Source organism: Francisella salimarina (assembly GCF_007923265.1).
GTDB classification, from domain to species: domain Bacteria; phylum Pseudomonadota; class Gammaproteobacteria; order Francisellales; family Francisellaceae; genus Francisella; species Francisella salimarina.
Window position 1 is genome coordinate 502,263 of record NZ_VOJA01000003.1, and the last position, 20,463, is coordinate 522,725.

Below are 20,463 nucleotides of genomic sequence, written 5' to 3' on the forward strand. Positions count from 1 at the left end.
ATATCCACCTCTATTAATCAATAATTTCTTTACCTAAATATCTCGTTTTTATACCTTTATTCAGGTTGTTTTCAATAGTTTCTAAATCAACTCCTTTTGTTTCTGGAACAAAAAGATATGTTACAATAAACGCTAAGCTGGCTACGCATGCATATATCCCGAAAGTAAATGAAACGCCTAGTTTTGTTAAAATAGTTAAAAATGTAGCAGCAACAATAAAATTAGCTAACCACTGTATTGACGCAACAAAACTCATCGCAGACCCTCTAACACTTAAGGGAAAAATCTCCGAAATAATTAGCCAGAAAAGAGAACCAACACTAATACAATATCCCACAATATATATTAAAAGACAAATTAAGGCTAATATTGCGACAGTACTACTTGTAACATTATTAAGCAAATAAATCATGCTAAACAGACTCAAAGCAGCCATAGCGGATCCAAGTAGTAGGAATTTTCTTCTACCTAATCTGTCAATAAACATTATAGTTATAATTGTAGCTATGAAGTTAACGAGTCCTAAAGAAAGGGTCATAAGCATCTGCATTTCACTTCCATTAAAACCTATATTTTCCATTATATATGGCCCATAGTACATTACTGTATTTATACCAAAAAATTGTTGAAATATCCCAAGAGCTAAACCTATATATAGAACTGGTCTAATTTTTTTATTAAAAATTGCAGAGAACTTAGGTTTAGTTGCTTTTTCTAAATTATTTTGAATGGCAGATAATTCTTCTGAGACATCATTTGCATTTTCTCTAATTTTTGTAAGTGTCTCGTGAGCCTCTTGCTTTCTTCCTTTAGAAAATAACCATTTAGGTGAGTAGGGCATGAAACACATACCTACAAATAGCATAATTGCTGGTACTAGTCCTGTAGCTATCATAATACGCCAACTACCGCTGCTTGTTAGAAAATAATCAACAATAAATGCTATAACTTGGCCACCTGTAAGAAATGCTCCATTCCAAAGAACTAATGAGCCTCTTTTAGAAGCTGGAGCAACTTCAGCAATAAATAAAGGCACTGCGTAAGATGCTACACCAATAGCAGATCCCAACATAAATCTGCCAAGGACTAATGATTCTATATTTGGAGCTAACGATGCCACCAGAGTGCCTACTATAAATAACAAACTGGTAGAAATCATTACTTTTTTACGGCCAAATTTGTCGGTAAAATAACCACTAGCAAGAGCTCCAAAAAAGGCTCCTAGAACACAGAAACTGACAACCATTTCTAATTGCCAATGCTCAGCTAAGAAATCTTGTTGAATAAATGGCGTAGCGCCAGCTATTATAGATGTATCAAAGCCAAATAGTAATCCACCAATTGCAGCTACTGCAACAATAATAATTACATAAAGTTTCGATGATTTATGATGATTTTGTCGCATTTTATTATCCTAATAGATGACTCATATTAAATATCTTTATAGATTGTGTATATGTGATATCGTAAGCAATATCTAAAGCATCTTTTTTAGATAGTCTTCCCTGTAGAGCCATTTCAGCTAAATAAACAGCATCAACACGTCTAGCGATATCATGTCTTACTGGTATGGACAGCAGAGCTCGCGTATCATCAATGAATCCTGAACAATTATAAAAGCCAGCAGTTTCAGTTACAGCATGACGAAATCTTTTCATACCTTCAGCAGAATCATTAAACCACCAAGCAGGACCTAAAAACACACTTGGGTAATGTCCAGCTAATGGTGCTAATTCTCTAGTATAGGTTGACTCATCCATAGTAAATAAAACTGTCCTAAAGTTGCGATTATTACCTACTTTACTTAAAAGAGGGTGAAGGCCATTTACAAAATCACACTTTAATGGAATGTCGCAACCTCTGTCATTACCAAATTTTCTTTGAATTCTTGTGTTATGGTTTCTAAAAACTCCAGCATGAATTTGCATTACAAGACCGTCATTAGTCGCCATTTTTGCCATTTCGGTTAACATTTGTCCACTGAATACACGCTTATCTTTATCTGAAGCAACATTTGTAATTATTTTTTTGAATAGGTTACGACGCTCTATTTTATCTAAATCATATGTTTTAGGTATAGTTATACCATGATCTGAAGCTGTGGCACCATTAGCCTTAAAAAACTCTCGTCTCTCCGCTAATATTTTAATAAAATCGTCATAGGTTTCTATATTTTTATTTAGTTTCTTGGCTAATTTTTTTATATTCTTATGGACAGGGTGAAGTTCTGGGTTGGTCACACTATCAGGACGAAAAGTTGGAACTACTTTACATTCGAAATTAGAGCTAGCAATATTTTTATGATGATGCAAATCATCAGCTACGTCATCTGTAGTAGCAATAACCTTTATATTGAATTTTTTACATATCTCACGAGGAAGGAAATCTTTCTGCTTTAAACAATTATCTATATGTTCATATAATTCATCAGCAGTTTCAAGATTAAAAGGTTTGTTGTAGTTAAATACATCTTTGAGTTGAGCATCAAACCATAGACCAACTTGTGTGCCTCTAAAAAGGTACCAGTTTTCTGCCACTTTTTTCCATATTTTCTTAGGGTCAGTTTCAACTGGCTTATCATCTTTTCTAGATATGCCAAAATCCTCAAGGCTTAAGCCTTGTGAATAAAACATTCTAAAAATATAATGATCTGGTTTTATAAGTAGTTCAACTGGGTTTTCAAAGGCTAGATTTTCATCAAACCATTTTGGATCGGTATGGCCATGAGGACTAATTATTGGTAAATCTTTAATATGATTATAAATCTCTAGAGCTAGATCTCTAGTTGTTTTATCTGCCGGCATTAATACGTTATCGTTTAACATATATTCCTCCTTTATATTAACGATGAACTTCCTATAGCAATAACATTCTCTTGATCTAAGTATTCTTGTTGGTTTTGAGTATTAATTCCTCCTGTTGCACAAAATTTGACCTCAGGGAAAACTGCTCTATAATTTTTTAAGAGTTTAACTCCTCCAAATGCTTCTGCTGGAAAAAACTTAATAGTTCTAAAACCATAGCTCATAACAGTCATGATTTCAAAAGGTGTTACAGCGCCTGGTAGATATTTGAGATTATGTTCTTGAGCGAACTTTAGTAATTCATGATTAGCTCCTGGAGAGACATAAAAATCAGCTTCAAGAAAACGAGCTTTTCTAAAAAGTTCTATATTAGTTATCGTTCCTATACCAATAATTAAATCTCTATTTGACTCTATTACTTTTTTTACAACTTCTAGAGAGTTGGGTGTTCTAAGAGTGAATTCAACTATATTAAGCTTTTTTTCCCTTACCTTTTCTAAAATAGCATTTGCCTCTTGAATAGTGTCTGCAGAAACTACTGGAATAATAGGATTATTTTTAAGAATCTCACCTGTAGGCATTTGTTAACTCCTTTAATTTATTTAAGTACTTATCCGTATATTTTTTATCAATTATGGCTCCATTATGTTGTATTATTTCTGCAGCAAAATCTTGTGCGAATTCAATACTTGCTTGTAAGCCCAAATTATTAATAAAAGCAGCTAAGAAAGCAGCATTAAAACTATCTCCTGCTGCAGTCGTATCAACTGGGGTAACTACCTTGTTAGCTTTTACTAAATTAATTTTGTTTTGATATTGTAATAGAGTTGGATTTTTACCGTGTTTTATAATGACTATTGGAATATTGAATCTATTATATCTGTCTAAGGTTTTTTGGTAATTAACATCGTCAAAAAGTAACTCTTCGTCATCAAAAGTTGTTAAAACTATCGTTACATACTTTAGTACTTTTTCTAAAAGCTCTTTAGTCTGTTGTTTGGATTTCCAGCATTTAGGGCGATAATTTAAATCAAAAATTATCTCCTTATCATCACCTGAGCTTCTAAAATCTTTTAACCAGTTTGCAAATATTTCTAACTGCCTATTGTCCCATCTTGAGAGGGAGATACCTGAAAAATATAAATAATCATACTCTTTACAATACTTATCCAACTCTTCTTTGGATAAATGATAAAAAATATCTTTAATAGGAGCTTGCTCACGCCAATAATAAAAACTTCTTTCTCCGAGATTATCTGTTTGTATAGCATACAAGCCTGGGACTTTATCTTTTATTTTTAAAACTTTTAATGTATCAATATTTTCATCATTCCATTTATTTATCATTTGGTTTGATAAGTTATCATCGCCTAGGGCTGTTAAAAAAGAGACATCACCGTTTAATCTAGCATAATATAGAGCAGTATTTAGAACATCGCCTCCAAAATTTAATTTTACTTGTGAGTCTAGCTGAGCTTGACCGCTTAACTCAAGCATACATTCGCCAATAGCTAAAAGCTTACTTTGATTCATTTTCTAGCTCTCTTTTTACAGCATATGCAACACCGCGAACTTCAGCAAGACCTTTCATACGGCCAATACATGAGTATCCAGGATTAGTTTTCTTATCTAAATCTGATAGCATTTGTTGGCCATGATCTGGTCGCATATAGATTGGCTGAGAATCTTTTTCTATTTTTAAAATCTCTTTCACAAGGGCATACATATCAGTATTGCCACATAAGTGCTCAGCCTCATAGAAACTGCGATTATTAGGATTAAGAGCAACATTTCTTAGATGTGTGAAATAAATTCTTCTACCAATTTTTTTTGCCATAAGAGGAAGATTATTATCCCATCTAGAACCTAGTGACCCAGCACAGAATGTTATACCATTCGCCATAGATGGTATATTCTCAAATAACCAATCATAATCTTCTATAGTGCTAATTATTCTTGGTAAGCCGAATAATTCAAACGGAGGATCATCAGGATGTATAGCTAACTTCGCACCGACTTCTTCAGCTACAGGAATTACTTTCTGCAAGAAATATATTAAATTCTCGCGTAATTTTTCTTTATTAATGTCTTTATATTCATCAAGAGCTGCTTGAAATTGTTCTAATGAGAAACTTTCTTCAGCTCCAGGTAAGCCAGCAATTATATTACAAGTAAGTTTATCAATCTCATCTTGAGTCATATTTTCAAAATATTCTTTTGCTTGAGATATTATTTCAGCCTTATATGCTTTTTCTGAACCCTTACGTTTAAGTATATGAATATCAAAAGCCGCAAATGCTATCTCATCAAAAGATAATGTCTTTGCACCCGTAGAAGTTTGTTTACCTAAGTCTGTACGCGTCCAATCTAATACTGGCATAAAATTATAAATAATTAATTTAATACCACATTTGGCTAAATTACGGATACTTTGACAGTAATTATATATATATTGATCACGTGAAGATTTACCTTTTTTGATATCTTCATGAACTGGTATACTCTCAACAACAGACCATGTTAAATTTGTTTTACCCAGTCTAGTAGAGTTTTCAACTTTAAATTGTCTTTTTTGAATTTCTTCTACAGACCAAACCTTACCATTTGGTATATGGTGTAGGGCAGTTACAATATCAGTAACTCCAGTTTGCATAATATCTTCAATACACACAGGATCATTTGGACCAAACCAACGCCATGACTCTATCATTTTATTCTCCTAATTTAGTAAGAGTTTTAATAACACCATTTTTATTAATTTCTTCAATAAAAAATACTATTTTTTCTTTTAAATCTTTATTTATTGCTATTGTTTCCGGGAATATGCTTTTTAATGATAAAAAGTTATTAACTATATCAATAATTTGAGTATTCTCTTGATATATCAATTTATAGTCATTTTGTAGAGGATCACTAATTTCTAATATTTTTCCATGTTGATCTTTACCACTACAAAATAATATCCAACCAGCCAATCCCAAAGCTAAAATATCATAATTTTGCTTGCTTTCTAAAAGATATACTAAAGATCCTAACCATCTTTGAGGAATTTTTTTAGAGCCATCCATAGCTATCTGTTCAGTTCTATGTTTTAAATGAGGGTTAGCAAATCTATGTAAAAGTTTATCAGCATATTCACTAGTTGAGATCTCTTGTGATAAACCATCTACTAAAGGAGCTGCAATTTCTAACATATATTTTCTAATGAATGTATAAAATTCATATTGAGATATAACTTCATCAACTGTCTTTAAGCCAGCGTAAGCACCAAGATATGCAATTAAACTATGACTACCATTTAACATAGTTAGCTTTAATTTTTCGAAAGGTTCTATATCTTTAACAAACTCAACCCCAACTTTTTCTAGAGCAGGGCGACCATTAACAAAATCATCTTCGATAACCCACTGAGAGAATTCTTCAGTTGCCACTGCTGAGATATCTTTTTGACCAATCATATTTTCAATGTTATCTAGAGCCTGTTGAGTAACAGCAGGAACAATTCTATCTACCATAGAGCTAGGGAAGCTAACATTCTCTGCTACCCAAGTACTAAACTGCATATCTACTTTACTTGAGAAGTCTAGAATAGCTTTTTTTAATATTTTGCCATTATTTGGCATATTGTCACAACTTAGTAGAGTAATAGCACCAGCATTTTCCTGCCAACGTTTATATAGCCCAGCTATAGTAATTCCTATAGCAGTTTTAGGTGAGTTAATATTAGCTAAATCATAAGCTATATCAGGGTTTTCAAAATTTAATTCTTGAGTTGATAAATCAACATAATAACCTTTTTCAGTAACTGTATATGTGATTATTTTTATATTAGGATCTGAAATTTGGGTTATTAGATTTTGAGATTGACCATTACCTGCAAAGTAAACATCTTTTAATGCACTTATTATAGTGTTTTTAGTGCCAGATTCATTATTGGTTGATAAAGTATATAAGCAGTCATTTGCTTTTAAATCATCAATTAATTTTTGGTTAGTTCTAATAGTACCACTTATATAGCCCCAGTTTAGGGCATTTTGATTACCAGTATTAAGTAACTTATCAATATAGAATACTTGATGAGCTCGATGAAAAGCTCCTATACCTATATGCAATATTCCTGGCTTTAAATTAGTACGTTGATAGTTTGGTAAACTACAATTATGTAATTTTTGAAGATTAAGCATTATATTCTAAATCCTTATTCATATTGATTATCTGAGGGTGAGTCACTTTGAAATTATCATGGCCCTCATATTGCCAATTAATATCTAGTTTATCATTTCTATTAGTGATTTGAATATTTAAGAAACCACATTCATCGTCTAAGTACTTAGTACTTTCACCATCATCTAAATATATTTGATGTTGAGTAGCTTCTTCACTTAAAGAAGGATAAATTTTATAAACAATATCTTGTCCGAAATTATTAAATTTAGCCTTATATTTATTTATAGCAATTACGCTTCCTTCTTTAACAAATATAGGAATACTTTCGATATCAATATTCAGACTTATAGTTTTACCACCTTCATATACTTCACCAGTATAGTAGTCATACCAGCTTGAACCTTTAGGTAGGTAGATTTCTCTGACTCTTTGATTTTTATCAAGAATATTTGCAACAAGCAGGTTTCCAATCATAAAATCCTTACTTTCTTGAAATGTTTTCTCATCAGATTCAAAATCATAAAAAGTTGGCTTTAAAATTGGTTTAGCATTAGCATGAGCTTGATAACATAACTGATAAATATATGGACTTATCTCATTACGCAAATCAAAAGCTTTTTGAATAGTCTCTAAAGCTTCTGGATACATCCAAGGAGTATTCACTGATTTATCATCGTTCCATGAGTGAATTGTAAATCTAGGATAAAATATACCATGCTGAATCCAGCGAATTAATAATTCTGAATCTGGAGCAGGACCACTAAAACCACCAATATCATGACCAAAATTATAAATTCCTGATAGAGATAGGCCTTTCGCCATTTCTAGATTATATTTCAAAGTTTTCCACTCTGTATAGTTATCACCAGTCCAAGTTTGAGCATATCTTTGCAGCCCAGCACATCCTGATCTTGTAATTAGGTAAGGACGTTTATTAGGAGCGAAAGCTTTTTGAGCTTCAAAGCTCGCTTTAGTCATTAGCAATGATTGAACTGGCTTTATATGTTTGATTTTTATTTCTTTGTCAAAACCATAACAAACAGCCTCGCCATTATAGACTTCATATTCATTATTATCATTCCAAGTTGATTCAATGCCTTTTTCTAATAATTGTTTTGTAATATTATCTTGCCACCATGAGATAGTTTTTGGATTCGTAAAATCAAGGTAATATCCTAATTCATCCCAAAACTGTGCTAATTCAGGTCTTTGATATTGTTTGTTATATATGAAGCCACCAAAACTGGCAACTTCATCTAATTTAGGATGGTCTTGAAGTAGACAAGGTTTGATATTTGCACATAGTCTAATACCATTATCTAAATATTTCTTAGTGAATCCTTCAATATCTGGAAATTTTGTATGATTCCAATTAAATACATATCTCTTATCACCAATAGAGGTATACCCTGAACTTAGCTGAAATGATCCACATTGGATATTATATTTCTGGCAATCATCGATAAAATTATCCATTTGGCTCTGGGCATCTGGAAGGTCTGTATAAGTCATTGTAGAACCAGAATAATACAAACTCCAATAGGGTGGTAATATAGTTTTACCTGTTATTGTGCTAAAAGTTTCAGTAACTTCAGCGATATTATTACCTATTATAAAATAGTAATCTAAGTTACCAGCTTTTGCCTCATAGCTAATGTATGGACCATGATAATTATCAATTTCTTTACCAAAGTTAAAAACACTATCACTTAAATTATCATAGAAAATTCCAAAAGAACTTTTATTTGTAGGATTATGAGATATAAAAAAAGGAATGTGTTTATATAAAGGGTCAGAGCTTTCTGCATCATAGCCCATGGGATCTATTGATTTCATCTCATAACGTTTTTTATTACGGTTGAGAGAACCAGATTTTTCACCAAGACCAAAAAACATAGCTTCAGGTTCTTTCTTAATAGCGTGGTATACACCTCGATCTGACCAAAAGTCTAAATTATATGCTTGAGTTTGTAAATCTTGAGATACTTTTATCCAGCTATCAACACTTTTTTTATACCAACTAATTCTAAAGCCATTAAGCTCAATTTTACATTTTAGCTTTGATGTTTCTATAAAAGCAAAATCATCATTACCATAAGCTTCAAACTTAGGACAACCAAAACTAGATGTGTCTAATCTATCAGTCCCTTCAAATGGAATGTCATCTTTTGTTATTGACCAAGTTTTATCTAAAGATGGTTTTAGGGATTTAGTGAAGAGTACTCTGAAAATATTTTCTTCAAGAACAAAAACTCTAGCAAATATTTGTTTTTCTTCTAACTCAAATAAAATGTGATCTACCCTAGTATCTTTAAGTTTAAATTTACAAATGTCTAACATAATTCAAAATCCTAAAATGTATTATTATGGCCCCAAGTTTTTTGATGAGGCCAGCCTGTAAGTTCTTCAACAACATTGATTGCTTCTTTGGGAGCTTTTTTGAGTTCTCCTCCAGCTCTTAGTCTTTCTAGTTCAGTTACTAATATAGAGTGTTTCGCTTGAGTTAATCTGAATCTTGAGCTTGCAATAGCTCCAATAATACAAAACAGTATAGTGCCACCAATAAAACAGATATTTATTCCCAATAAAGCAGATTCTGATTGAGTTATGACTCCTGCTTTAAAATTAAAAATTGATAAGGTAAAACCAACAATTGCAAACGCTAATGCCTGAACAAGTTTACGTGAAACGGTCATTGTACTAGCAAAAGTTCCTTCTCTTCTTTTAGTGGTTAATGCTTCATCTATATCTGCAATAAAATTATAGATATTCCATGGTGTAAAGTAGCATCCTGCTCTAGCAAAACCTAAAACAAATATAATTGCAACAAATGAGGTTAAAGCAAGAATCGGAGTAAACATAGGAATGATAAGGAAACTAAGCATGCTTACAAGTAGGCAGCTAATAGCAATTCTATAACTCATCACACTACCAACTTTTATACATAAATATGCAAATATAGGTACTGAAATAACCTGAATTATTGAAAAACATGTATATACAATTGATGCAGAACTAATATTGTAATCTAATATAAAAGTAAAATAGTAAGCAAAACTAGCTCCAAATACATCTAATGCGACAAAAGCACCAATATACATCAGGAGATTAAGTCTAAATGCTCGAACTCGTAGTGTCGAAAATATATTAATAAATATGAATTTTATTTCTTTAAATAAAGAAGAATGTTCTTTTTTTGAAACTTCAACTTTTCTTTCCCAAGTGAACTTATAGACAAAGAACCATGGTAGCATGAATAGTATTGAACAAATAACTCCCATAATTATAAAAGAGGTTTTTTCATCAGCAAAAAAATACATAATAGCTGCAGGTAAAAATCCTGCAACAATATTAGAGCTTTGTGAAAAGACCATTCTAATTCCAGTCATCTTAGATCTGATATGATAACTATCTGTCATTTCCGCAGCTAATGTTTCATAAGGAACTTGAATCATTGTGAAAATGAAATTAAAAGCAATATAGCCGAATAAATAGTACCAAAAGCCAAATCCAGGAATCCAAAGTAGAGCAAATACTGAAACTAAAGGAGCGCCTATTACAAAGAAAAACCTTCTTCTGCCTAATGGACCTCGCCAATTATCTGAAATATATCCCATAATTGGATCTGCAAACACATCGAGACCTCTACCAATTGCTACTATTAATCCTGCTTCTGCTGCAGATAATCCAGCAATGTTTGTATAAAAATACATCAGCCATAATCCAAGAATAGTAAAGGCACCACCGCCAAAAAAATCTCCTGACCCGTAGGCAACCATGTTCTTAAATTTAACTTCTTTAGTATTTGACATCATTCTTGTATCTAAGATAGTTATAACTTCAAATATAAGTAATTTAGAGCTGATTTGAAATATAAATTTAATATTTGGTATGATTTTTTGATTAACTATCATCATACAAACAAATATTTTTTCTTATAATATAAGTTAATAGTAGCTATAATCGAATTCTAAATAAAATTATCTTGGATATAAAGTTGATGAATATTAGAAAACAAAATTCATTTTTTTTGTTATGTTTTTTCGAATTTTTTGAAAGATTTGGTTACTACGGGTTTAGCTATACTGCTATTTTGTTTTTTATGAGCGAGTATGGTTTTGATTTTACAGAGAAACAAGCTGTACTTCTATTTGGAGGCTTTGCTTCATTAACATATGTTTTTAATGCTATTGGTGGATATGTCGCAGATAAAATTTTTGGCATAAAAAGAACCATGTTTTTAGGAGGTTTTTTTCTTCTGATTGGATATTTTAGCTTAGCGTTAAGTCCTTATTTTGTGAGTATAGATAATTATGTTTATATAAGTTTGGCTTGTATTATTGTTGGGTCTTCATTGTTTAAACCGGCACCTACAAACTTAATATCTAGAATATATACCGATAAACTAAAATTAGATTCTGTTTATACATATTTTTATATGTCGATAAATTTAGGATCATTATCCGCGTCTCTTTTGATACCAGTTTTAGCAACTAAATATGGTTATACTGTTGCATATGGTGTGTGTTCTGTAGGTTTTGCGATAGGTATATTGAATAGTATATTGAGCTATTCTAGTATCAAAAATATTGGTAATGAAGTAGATTTTAAAAACATGGGATATCTAAAAACTATTCTTATAGTTTTGATATTCATTATCGCTATAATGGGACTAAGCATAATATTACAAGCCAATGATACTATAAACTACATATTATGGTTTGGAGCGGGACTCATTTTTGGAGTCTTTGCTTTTCAAATTTATGTTGAAAAAGATCCTAGTTCAAGAAAAAAGATAGTCGCGGCGATTGTTTTATTAGTGTATGCAGTATTATTTTTTATAATATATCAGCAAAAATCAACGTCATTTTTCCTGTTTAACGTGCATCATGTTAATTTAGATTTATTTGGTTATAGTGTCAATCCTCAGAGTATACCTGGAGTTTTGAATACTGCTGGTGTGATTATATTATCACCTATATTAGCTTTTATATATACAAAGCTAGGAGCAAAAGATTTTAGCTTACCATTTAAATTTGCCTTAGGAATCTTATTCTGTGGTTTAGCATATGGCAGTATGTTTTTAGCATGTATAATCAACGATCCCACATCTAAAGTCAGTATACTTTGGGAAGTTTTAGCTATAACAGTGTTTTTCTCAGCTGGTGAGTTATTGATTTCAGCCCTAGGATTGTCTTTAATGGCTAAGCTTCTACCACAGAGAATCACAGGCTTTGCTATGGGAACATGGTTTATAACATCAGCTATTGGTATTAAGATTGGTACAACAATTGCTCAAGCAGTTACAAGTGGTATACAGTATGATGAGTCAAAAGGTTTTGATACTCAGATGACTATAAGTAGTTTCCATAAATATCAAGAGTTATTCGGTTATGTTTCCTTAGTCGCGATAGTTTTTGCAATAATTGCTTTTGTAATTGGCAAAAAACTTAATAAAATGATTCAAGATTAAATAATATCAACCAATTAATAATGATGCATAATCAACTTTCTGCTAAAAAGGCATTAATATTGTTACTACTGACCATAACAATGTGGTCAACAGCTTTTATTGGAATCCGTTATTTGATGTTAAATGGATTTAGTGCTGGAGGCTTATCATTAGCCAGATATGCTATAGCTAGTATTGTTATGCTTATAATATTTTTTAGACAAAAAGATAAAGCTAGGCCTAGTTTTAAGGATTTGTTGAGATTTGCTATTTTAGGCTTCTTTGGTTTTTTTGCATATAACGTACTGTTAAATTCTGGAGAATCTAGAATTACGGCATCTAGTGCTAATTTTATCATAGCACAAGCTCCCATAATTGTAGCTGTATTTGCATTTATATTCTGGGGTGAAAAAATTAATAAATATGGTATTTTTGGATTTATTTTAGCTATCATAGGTGCCGCAGTAATTTTTTGTTCAAAGAATGATACCTCATTTGAATTTATTGGTATTTGCTTAGTTTATGGAGCCTGTTTTTCAGGTGCTATTTATTCGGTTTTCCAGAAAAGTTTATTTATGAAATTTCACCCAATTGAAGCTATTACATATTGTATTTGGTTTGGCACAATTATGTTAATGATATATTCTAATGAGGCTTATACAGAATTATCTACTGCAAATTTTACAAGTATCTTTGTTGTTATCTATATAGGAGTATTTCCTGGAGCATTAGGTTATTTATTTTGGGGATATGCTTTTAGAAATATTCCTGCGACAGTTGCTATTAGCTCGTTATATTTTATGCCTATTATTTCTTTATTCTTAGGTTGGATCTTTTTAGGAGAGACAGAAGCATATATATCAATAATTGGTGGAATAATAAGTGTTGTAGGTGCTTTTATAATTAGTAAATATGGCTTAAATAAAAAAACTAACTAAAACTCTTAAATTGTTTGTCTTACCACATTTTAATAAAAATCTTTTTTGTCTATAATATCTGCAAGTTTTTAAATAAAGGATTAGTATGCAAATAGTTGATCAAATGAGAGATCAGGCTCTTGAAGAGTTAAATCTTGTCAGTGATAAAAAGTCTCTAGATGATATTCGAATAAAGTATCTTGGTAAAAAGGGTGAGTTAACTGGTATGATGAAGCTGATAGCTACATTGCCAAATGAAGAAAAACCAAAGCTTGGTCAAGCAGTAAATATTGCAAAGCAAGCATTACAAAATGCTATTAATGAAAAACTAGCAAAATTTGAAGAAGCAGAATTAAATGAAAAATTAGCTAATGAGAAGATAGATGTTACATTAAAGGGAGTGGGGCAAAATCAAGGTTCTCTTCATCCTGTAACAAAAACGCTTAATCGTATCGAAGCATTTTTTAAACAAAATGGTTTTGCAGTAGAGGTTGGTCCTGAGATTGAGAGTGACTATTATAATTTTGAGACTCTAAACATACCATCACATCATCCAGCTCGTGCTATGCATGATACTTTTTATATTGATGATACTCATGTACTTAGAACTCATACATCAGGTGTGCAAATTCGTACTATGGAGAAGCAAGAGCCACCTATTAGGATTATAGCTCCGGGTAGAGTATACCGTTGTGATTCTGATATTACTCATACTCCAATGTTTAATCAAGTAGAAGGCTTATTGGTTGATACAGATGTTTCTTTTGCTGATTTAAAAGGGCTTTTACACGCATTTCTAAATTCATTCTTTGAAAAGGATTTAAAAGTAAGATTTAGACCTTCATATTTTCCATTCACAGAGCCATCAGCAGAGGCAGATATGGAGTGTGTAATGTGTGATGGTAAAGGTTGTAGAGTATGTAAGCATACTGGTTGGTTGGAGGTGCTAGGTTGTGGCATGGTGCATCCAAAAGTCCTAAAAGCTGGCAATGTTGATACTGAGAAATATCAAGGTTTTGCTTTTGGTATGGGTGTCGAGAGACTAGCTATGCTTAGATATGGTATTGATGATTTGAGAATGTTCTTTGAAAATGATCTAAGATTTTTGAAACAGTTTTAATTTTTATTATTGAGGTTTATAAATGAAATTTTCACATAATTGGTTAAATGAATATCTAGATGATACTCAAGATAGCCAAAATCTAGCAGATACTTTAACTTTAGCTGGTTTAGAAGTTGATGCGATTGAGCCAGTAGTTGCTGAAAAAGTAACAGGTGTCGTAGTAGGGCAAATCAAAACTATCAACAAACATCCAGATGCTGATAAACTAAATATATGTAGTGTAGATGTAGCAGAAGAAGAACTACTAACTATAGTTTGTGGTGCTAGTAATATTTATGAAGGAATGAAAGCTCCAGTTGCAACAATAGGTGCAGTTTTACCTGGTAACTTTAAAATCAAAAAATCTAAGCTAAGAGGGCAAGAATCTTTTGGGATGATGTGCTCAGAAGAAGAGCTTGGTCTAGCTGAGAAGGCTGATGGTTTGATGGATCTACCAGCAGATGCTCCAGTAGGCAAAGATATGAATGAGTATCTAAATTTAGATGATAATATTATCGAAGTTGATTTAACCCCAAATAGAGCAGATTGCTTAAGTGTCTATGGTATTGCTCGTGAAGTATCTGCCCTTACAAAAACACAACTTAAAGACATTGAAATAAAAGCGACAGACGTTTCATTGGAAGAAACAAAAGATGTACAAATATTAGCTAATGACGCTTGTAAATCTTATCTAGGCTGTATTATCAAAAATGTAAATAACAAAGCTCAAACTCCACTATGGATGGTTGAGAAGCTAAGAAGGAGTGGTGTGGGCAGTATTTCATTTTTTGTTGATGTGACAAATTATGTGATGTTACTAACTGGTCAGCCGATGCATGCTTTTGATTTGGATAAACTAGAAGGTGGTATTAATGTTCGTTATGCAAATGATAATGAGAAGCTGACTCTGTTAGATGAAACACAAGTTAAATTACAATCAGATACTCTAGTAATTGCAGATGATAAAAAAGCTCTTGCAATAGCAGGTGTGATGGGTGGTTTAGATTCATCAATTACAGATGCTACTACTAACATTTTCTTAGAAAGTGCTCATTTTGTACCAGAAAAAATTGCTGGTAAAGCGCGTAAATATAACTTACATACTGACTCTTCACATAGATTTGAAAGAGGTGTAGATCTTAGACTACCACAGGATGCAATGCAACTAGCCATTAATTTAATAGTAGAAATTGCTGGTGGTGAAGTAGCACCTATATCTGGTGTAGAAGATTCTGAATCCATAGAGAAGACTACACCTATCAATCTATGTATCAATAAACTAAATAGGGTTTTGGGTACGCAGTTTACTATTGAGTATGTAGCTGAAGTACTTACAAACTTACACATGCAAGTTACAAAAATAGATGAATGTTGTTTGGAGGTGATTCCACCATCATATCGTTTTGATATGGAAATTCCAGAAGATTTAATTGAAGAAGTTGCTCGTGTATATGGCTATTCAAATCTACCAGAAACTATGCCTAAGTATCAAGCTTCTAAAATTAATATATCAGAAACAAAGCAATCTATAGATACTTTAAATGCTAGACTAGTTGATAGAGGTTATCATGAAGCTATTAATTATAGCTTTATAGATCCTAAGTTTGATGAGTTTTTCTTTGAAGAAAAGGGTATAGCTATTCAAAATCCAATATCACAAGATTTATCTATAATGAGACAATCTTTGATACCAGGATTAATTAACTCTTTTAAAGCTAATACTGCCCGTCAGCAAAATAGAATTAGAATTTTTGAGAAGGGTGCTTGTTTTAAGTTAGAGAATAACCAACGAGTTCAGTTTGATAGAATTGCAGGTATAGCTTATGGAGATCTTTTAAACCCTAATTGGTCAAATACTAAAAAAGTTGATTTCTTTGATGTTAAAGCAGATATCGAAGGGCTTTGTGCTGATGTTATAAATCTAAGTTTTGAAGTTTGTGACGATGTTAAATGGCTTCACCCAGGTCAGTCAGCTTATATACTAGCAAATGGTGAAAAGATTGGTGTAATTGGTGTGATTCATCCATCTGTACTAAAAACCTTCCAAATCAAAGCCAAAGCACCAGTAGTATTTGAGTTAGACTTAGCTGTTTTAACTAACAAAAAAATACCTAGTTTTGAGAAAATTTCTAAATATCCGTCTGTATCAAGAGATATATCATTCTTAGTTGATAAATCTGTACTTGCTGGAGATATTATCAAAGCTATAAATGACCTTAATATAAGTATACTAAAAGATGTAAATATTTTTGATATCTATGAGTCTGAAGAAAATGCAAGAAAGAGCATAGCTTTAAGTATGCTTTTCCAAGATAATGATAAAACTCTAGATGATACAATTATAAACCAAGCTGTAGATTCTGCTTTATCTACTCTAAGAGATAAGTTTGGTGCAGAACAAAGAGTTTAATTTTATGATAGAATGAAATAACACAGTCATACTCTAAAGGATGAGTAGATGTTATTTCTAGCTATATGTTTCATAATTACGGGTGTTATCGTTGGCATTCTTTCAGGACTTTTTGGTCTTGGTGGTGGCTTAACAATAGTACCTTTGATGATGACTTTTATGTCAATTTATGAACCTGCATATAGCTCTAATGCTATGCATGTTGCTATTGCAACTTCTCTTTTTGTAATGATTTTTACATCTAGTATTACGACCTATGCTCATCATAAGTCTAATAATATAATATGGGAAGTAGCTATTCCTCTGAAATTTGGAGTTATAATTGGTGCCGTACTAGGAGCAATTTTTGCTAGTTTTTTGCCAGGTAACATACTCAAGATATTTTTCATAATATTCCTTATATATACAATAGTTAAATGGGCTATCAAATCTTTTGCAAAAAAAAGTACTAATAACAATAATGCTAATAGACTAAACCCCAAAAAAATAGTATCGGTCATTTATGGTGGCTTTACTGGCGCCATAGCTGTACTTCTTGGTATAGGTGCTAGCGTAATGATAGTACCTTTTCTAAAACATAAAAACTTTACTATGGGTCAGGCTGCTGCTATAGCCGCTGCCGTAACACCATTTATTGCATTACTTGGCGCGAGTACCTATATAATCACAGGTTTATCTGAATCAGCATTGCCTAAGTTCTGTCTTGGATATGTATATATACCAGCAGCTATTGGTATGATATTTGGTTCGTTGCTCGGAGCCCCAATTGGTACTAGACTATCATCTGTAATACCGCATGTTGTCCAAAATGTTATATATTTTATATTTTTAATTATTATATTAGTCATAATGATTGGATAATTAAGCTTTCAAAATTAAATTCTTTTGTATTCCTAAGCCCTCTATTTCTAATTCAAGTACATCATTTTCTTGTAAATAATTAGTTTCTAATCCAAGAATTTCATTTTCAAGCTGAACGCCCTTAGGAGTTCCTGTTAAAATAACATCTCCAGCTTCTAAGGTAAAATACTCACTTAATTTAGCTATTAATGTTGGGATTTTAAAAATCATTGTTTTAGTTGAACCATTTTGCATGATTTGATTATTTACTTTAGTTTTTATGTAAAGATTATCTGGGTTAATCTCATCTTTGCTAACGAGATAAGGCCCTAGTGGACAGAAAGAGTCACAGCTTTTACCCATATTATATTGCCCAGGTTGTTGAAATTGTAGTCCTCTTTCAGAAGCATCATTAGCTATACAATATCCAAATATGTATTCATAGGCATCAGATACTTTGATATTCTTCGCGGGTTTACTAATAATAACAGCAAGTTCGTTTTCATAATCTAGTTTATTACAGTTTTTGGGGATATATATAGGATCGTAAGGTCCTGTAATACTACTTGAAGGTTTCTGAAAAAATATAAAATTAGTTGGTTTAATTTTAGGTCCACCAAGAAAATTGACTCGCTCTAAATGATCTAAATAATTCATTCCTATAGCGACTATTTTTCCAGGGTTATTAATGCAGTTAGTTATATTATTTTCGTTTATATTTATTATTAATACAGGTAAAGTAGTTATATCAATATTGCTTATTATAGAGGTAAGTTTGACAATATTTTGCGGTGAAATATCTGATACGAAATCTTTAATATTGTATAAAATGTCTTTTGATAAGATACATGGATAAATATCATTATTATACTTATAATGTAGAAATTTCATAATAATTCGTTTTTATTGTTAAAATTTTAGATGTATCAATAATCTTGGAGCAAGTTGAAATTATAGTTAATTTAGTGCTATAAAACTAATATTACACTAACTTTCATTGAGACATTTATCGCATAATCCTCTTAACTCAAGGTTCCAACTCTCAATTTGATAAGGTGTAAGTTTTTGAAACTCTTTAAAAATATCTAGATTACAAAAATGTGATTCATCAACAAAACCACAATTTTGGCAAACAAATACTTCAAAGCCTTGATGCTTGTGATTTTCTTTACATTTTACATAACAATTTTGACTTTCTATCCTATGGATAAAACCATGTTTTAACCAAAAATCTATTGCTCTATATACAGTAGGGGGATTTGTTTGTTTTTTTGCTGAAAGAATTTCTAAAATATCATAAGCACTTAGTGGAGTGTTTTGATTATAAATAGTTTGGAGCACTTGTTCTCGAGGTTTAGTAAATCTGTATTTATTCTTTTCACAGAAATTTTTAGCTATTTGTATACTTTTACTCATTAATAGAAGTCAAACTTTGTTTAATTTACTCGACAAAGTATAACTCATTTCTTATCATTTAATAAACTGTTATATTGTAACATATTGTATGTTTGTGTATTATATCAATCAAAATTTAACTACAAAGAAAACTCTATATGAAAAAATTACCTGTTACAGTTTTATCTGGCTTTCTAGGGGCAGGTAAGACTACTTTATTAAGTAATATTCTCAATAATAGTAATGGTTTAAAAATTGCTATGATTGTTAATGACATGAATGAAATAAATATAGATGCTGAGCTAATCAAAAATCATGATTCACATATCTCAAAAACTGAAGCAAAGATGGTTGAGCTTAGTAATGGCTGTATTTGCTGTACACTACGTGAAGATTTGCTAATAGAAGTAGAGCAGTTAGCAAAATCACAAAAATATGATTATTTAATTATTGAAAGCACTGGTATCTCAGAACCATTACCTGTTGCGACAACTTTTGAGTTTAGAGATGAAGAGGGTAAGAGTCTAGCCGATGTTGCTTATATAGATACAATGGTTACGGTAGTCGATAGTGTTAATTTTATGAGTCATTACAGCTCTTGTGAATATCTAAAAAATACTGGTGAGAGCTTAGGGGATGAAGATGATCGAGCAATAGTTGATCTTATGGTTGAGCAGATAGAGTTTGCTAATGTCATAATATTAAACAAAATTGATGAATGCTCGACGGCAGAAAAAGAGACTGTCAAATCTATAGTCAAAGGTCTAAATGTTGATGCCGAAATAATCGAAACAAGTTTTTCAAAAGTTGATATAAATAATGTTATAAATACCAAGAAATTTAATTTAGAAGAAGCTGAAAATCATCCATTGTGGAGCAAAGAACTTTATAACTTCAAAGAGCATGTACCAGAAACAGAAGAGTATGGTATTAGATCATTTGTTTATCATTCAATAAACCCTTTTGATCCGGTTAAGATAAAAAACTTTTTTGACAATGTAGAGTGGCCAGGCGTAGTTAGAGCAAAGGGATTCTTTTGGCTAGCTACAAGACCAGATTATGTTGGTGAAATTTCTCAAGCTGGTGCTTTAGTAAGGCATCAAGGTATGGGCATGTGGTGGGCTAGTATGGATAAAGAACAATGGCCAAATACTCCAGAATTTCAACAGATGCTGAAAGATAGATGGAATGATATCAGTGGTGATAGAAGACAAGAGATAGTATTTATTGGTCTAAAAGATGAGATGAAAGATGAGCAAATAAAAGCGGCTCTAGATGATTGCTTAATAAATGACTACTGGGATAATCCAGAAAAATATACCGATTTAGCAGATCCATTTCCTGCTTGGTTTGAATCAGATGATGAAGAGGCTTAA

The 20,463-nt window shown here is 31.7% G+C and carries 16 protein-coding genes; 6 read left to right on the top strand and 10 right to left on the bottom strand.

The genetic code is table 11. The features are described from left to right. Positions 1-13 precede the first annotated feature (13 nt). From FQ699_RS04825 to FQ699_RS04860, 8 genes are read right to left on the bottom strand one after another with little or no spacing between them, the layout of a single operon-like run. Entirely contained in the window at positions 14-1,405 is a 1,392-nt protein-coding gene (locus tag FQ699_RS04825; protein ID WP_146421354.1) for a sugar porter family MFS transporter, read from the bottom strand. 4 nt (positions 1,406-1,409) lie between these two features. Continuing rightward, on the bottom strand, positions 1,410-2,825 hold the full coding sequence (gene uxaC / locus FQ699_RS04830; RefSeq protein WP_146421355.1) for a glucuronate isomerase: 1,416 nt from the start codon (positions 2,823-2,825) through the stop codon (positions 1,410-1,412). Between the two features lie 11 nt (positions 2,826-2,836). Further along, on the bottom strand, positions 2,837-3,385 hold the full coding sequence (gene eda / locus FQ699_RS04835; RefSeq protein WP_146421356.1) for a bifunctional 4-hydroxy-2-oxoglutarate aldolase/2-dehydro-3-deoxy-phosphogluconate aldolase: 549 nt from the start codon (positions 3,383-3,385) through the stop codon (positions 2,837-2,839). Beyond that, positions 3,372-4,337, bottom strand: coding sequence for a sugar kinase (locus FQ699_RS04840; protein ID WP_146421357.1), 966 nt, complete (start codon positions 4,335-4,337; stop codon positions 3,372-3,374). Before FQ699_RS04840 ends, eda begins: the two co-directional genes overlap by 14 nt. After that, positions 4,324-5,514, bottom strand: a complete 1,191-nt coding sequence (gene uxuA / locus FQ699_RS04845; RefSeq protein WP_146421358.1) for a mannonate dehydratase — start codon at positions 5,512-5,514, stop codon at positions 4,324-4,326. The genes FQ699_RS04840 and uxuA overlap by 14 nt, the downstream gene beginning before the upstream one ends. Position 5,515: 1 nt before the next feature. Next, on the bottom strand, positions 5,516-6,988 hold the full coding sequence (locus FQ699_RS04850) for a mannitol dehydrogenase family protein (protein ID WP_146421359.1): 1,473 nt from the start codon (positions 6,986-6,988) through the stop codon (positions 5,516-5,518). Continuing rightward, positions 6,981-9,311, bottom strand: a complete 2,331-nt coding sequence (locus FQ699_RS04855) for a glycoside hydrolase family 31 protein (RefSeq protein ID WP_146421360.1) — start codon at positions 9,309-9,311, stop codon at positions 6,981-6,983. Before FQ699_RS04855 ends, FQ699_RS04850 begins: the two co-directional genes overlap by 8 nt. A gap of 11 nt (positions 9,312-9,322) precedes the next feature. Further along, entirely contained in the window at positions 9,323-10,888 is a 1,566-nt protein-coding gene (locus tag FQ699_RS04860; protein WP_224728098.1) for an MFS transporter, read from the bottom strand. Between the two features lie 80 nt (positions 10,889-10,968). Between FQ699_RS04860 and FQ699_RS04865 the strand changes: the two genes are divergently transcribed. The 5 genes from FQ699_RS04865 (at position 10,969) to FQ699_RS04885 (ending at position 17,713) form a co-directional block, all read left to right on the top strand. Further along, positions 10,969-12,444, top strand: a complete 1,476-nt coding sequence (locus FQ699_RS04865; RefSeq protein ID WP_146421361.1) for a peptide MFS transporter — start codon at positions 10,969-10,971, stop codon at positions 12,442-12,444. A 23-nt stretch (positions 12,445-12,467) separates the two neighbouring features. Then, on the top strand, positions 12,468-13,361 hold the full coding sequence (locus FQ699_RS04870) for a DMT family transporter (protein WP_146421362.1): 894 nt from the start codon (positions 12,468-12,470) through the stop codon (positions 13,359-13,361). 85 nt (positions 13,362-13,446) lie between these two features. After that, a complete protein-coding gene (gene pheS, locus FQ699_RS04875) occupies positions 13,447-14,460 on the top strand; it encodes a phenylalanine--tRNA ligase subunit alpha (protein WP_146421363.1) in 1,014 nt (337 codons plus the stop codon). A 22-nt stretch (positions 14,461-14,482) separates the two neighbouring features. Continuing rightward, on the top strand, positions 14,483-16,852 hold the full coding sequence (gene pheT, locus FQ699_RS04880; RefSeq protein ID WP_146421364.1) for a phenylalanine--tRNA ligase subunit beta: 2,370 nt from the start codon (positions 14,483-14,485) through the stop codon (positions 16,850-16,852). A 48-nt stretch (positions 16,853-16,900) separates the two neighbouring features. Beyond that, a complete protein-coding gene (locus FQ699_RS04885; RefSeq protein WP_146421365.1) occupies positions 16,901-17,713 on the top strand; it encodes a sulfite exporter TauE/SafE family protein in 813 nt (270 codons plus the stop codon). Here the strand turns inward: FQ699_RS04885 and FQ699_RS04890 are convergent, their stop codons facing one another. Then, entirely contained in the window at positions 17,714-18,583 is an 870-nt protein-coding gene (locus tag FQ699_RS04890) for a fumarylacetoacetate hydrolase family protein (protein WP_146421366.1), read from the bottom strand. It abuts the gene before it with no gap. 96 nt (positions 18,584-18,679) lie between these two features. Further along, positions 18,680-19,108 (bottom strand): Fur family transcriptional regulator, encoded by a 429-nt coding sequence (locus FQ699_RS04895; RefSeq protein ID WP_146421367.1) that lies wholly within the window; start codon positions 19,106-19,108, stop codon positions 18,680-18,682. Positions 19,109-19,245: 137 nt separating this feature from the next. Between FQ699_RS04895 and FQ699_RS04900 the strand changes: the two genes are divergently transcribed. After that, on the top strand, positions 19,246-20,463 hold the full coding sequence (locus FQ699_RS04900; protein WP_146421368.1) for a GTP-binding protein: 1,218 nt from the start codon (positions 19,246-19,248) through the stop codon (positions 20,461-20,463).

Bases quoted from the DNA above. Each gene is read 5' to 3' on its own strand.
- pheT (WP_146421364.1), top strand. From the start codon at position 14,483: ATGAAATTTTCACATAATTGGTTAAATGAATATCTAGATGATACTCAA.
- FQ699_RS04825 (WP_146421354.1), bottom strand. From the start codon at position 1,405: ATGCGACAAAATCATCATAAATCATCGAAACTTTATGTAATTATTATT.
- FQ699_RS04855 (WP_146421360.1), bottom strand. From the start codon at position 9,311: ATGTTAGACATTTGTAAATTTAAACTTAAAGATACTAGGGTAGATCAC.
- FQ699_RS04870 (WP_146421362.1), top strand. From the start codon at position 12,468: ATGCATAATCAACTTTCTGCTAAAAAGGCATTAATATTGTTACTACTG.
- pheS (WP_146421363.1), top strand. From the start codon at position 13,447: ATGCAAATAGTTGATCAAATGAGAGATCAGGCTCTTGAAGAGTTAAAT.
- uxuA (WP_146421358.1), bottom strand. From the start codon at position 5,514: ATGATAGAGTCATGGCGTTGGTTTGGTCCAAATGATCCTGTGTGTATT.
- eda (WP_146421356.1), bottom strand. From the start codon at position 3,385: ATGCCTACAGGTGAGATTCTTAAAAATAATCCTATTATTCCAGTAGTT.
- FQ699_RS04860 (WP_224728098.1), bottom strand. From the start codon at position 10,888: ATGATGATAGTTAATCAAAAAATCATACCAAATATTAAATTTATATTT.
- uxaC (WP_146421355.1), bottom strand. From the start codon at position 2,825: ATGTTAAACGATAACGTATTAATGCCGGCAGATAAAACAACTAGAGAT.
- FQ699_RS04890 (WP_146421366.1), bottom strand. From the start codon at position 18,583: ATGAAATTTCTACATTATAAGTATAATAATGATATTTATCCATGTATC.
- FQ699_RS04900 (WP_146421368.1), top strand. From the start codon at position 19,246: ATGAAAAAATTACCTGTTACAGTTTTATCTGGCTTTCTAGGGGCAGGT.
- FQ699_RS04895 (WP_146421367.1), bottom strand. From the start codon at position 19,108: ATGAGTAAAAGTATACAAATAGCTAAAAATTTCTGTGAAAAGAATAAA.
- FQ699_RS04885 (WP_146421365.1), top strand. From the start codon at position 16,901: ATGTTATTTCTAGCTATATGTTTCATAATTACGGGTGTTATCGTTGGC.
- FQ699_RS04840 (WP_146421357.1), bottom strand. From the start codon at position 4,337: ATGAATCAAAGTAAGCTTTTAGCTATTGGCGAATGTATGCTTGAGTTA.
- FQ699_RS04850 (WP_146421359.1), bottom strand. From the start codon at position 6,988: ATGCTTAATCTTCAAAAATTACATAATTGTAGTTTACCAAACTATCAA.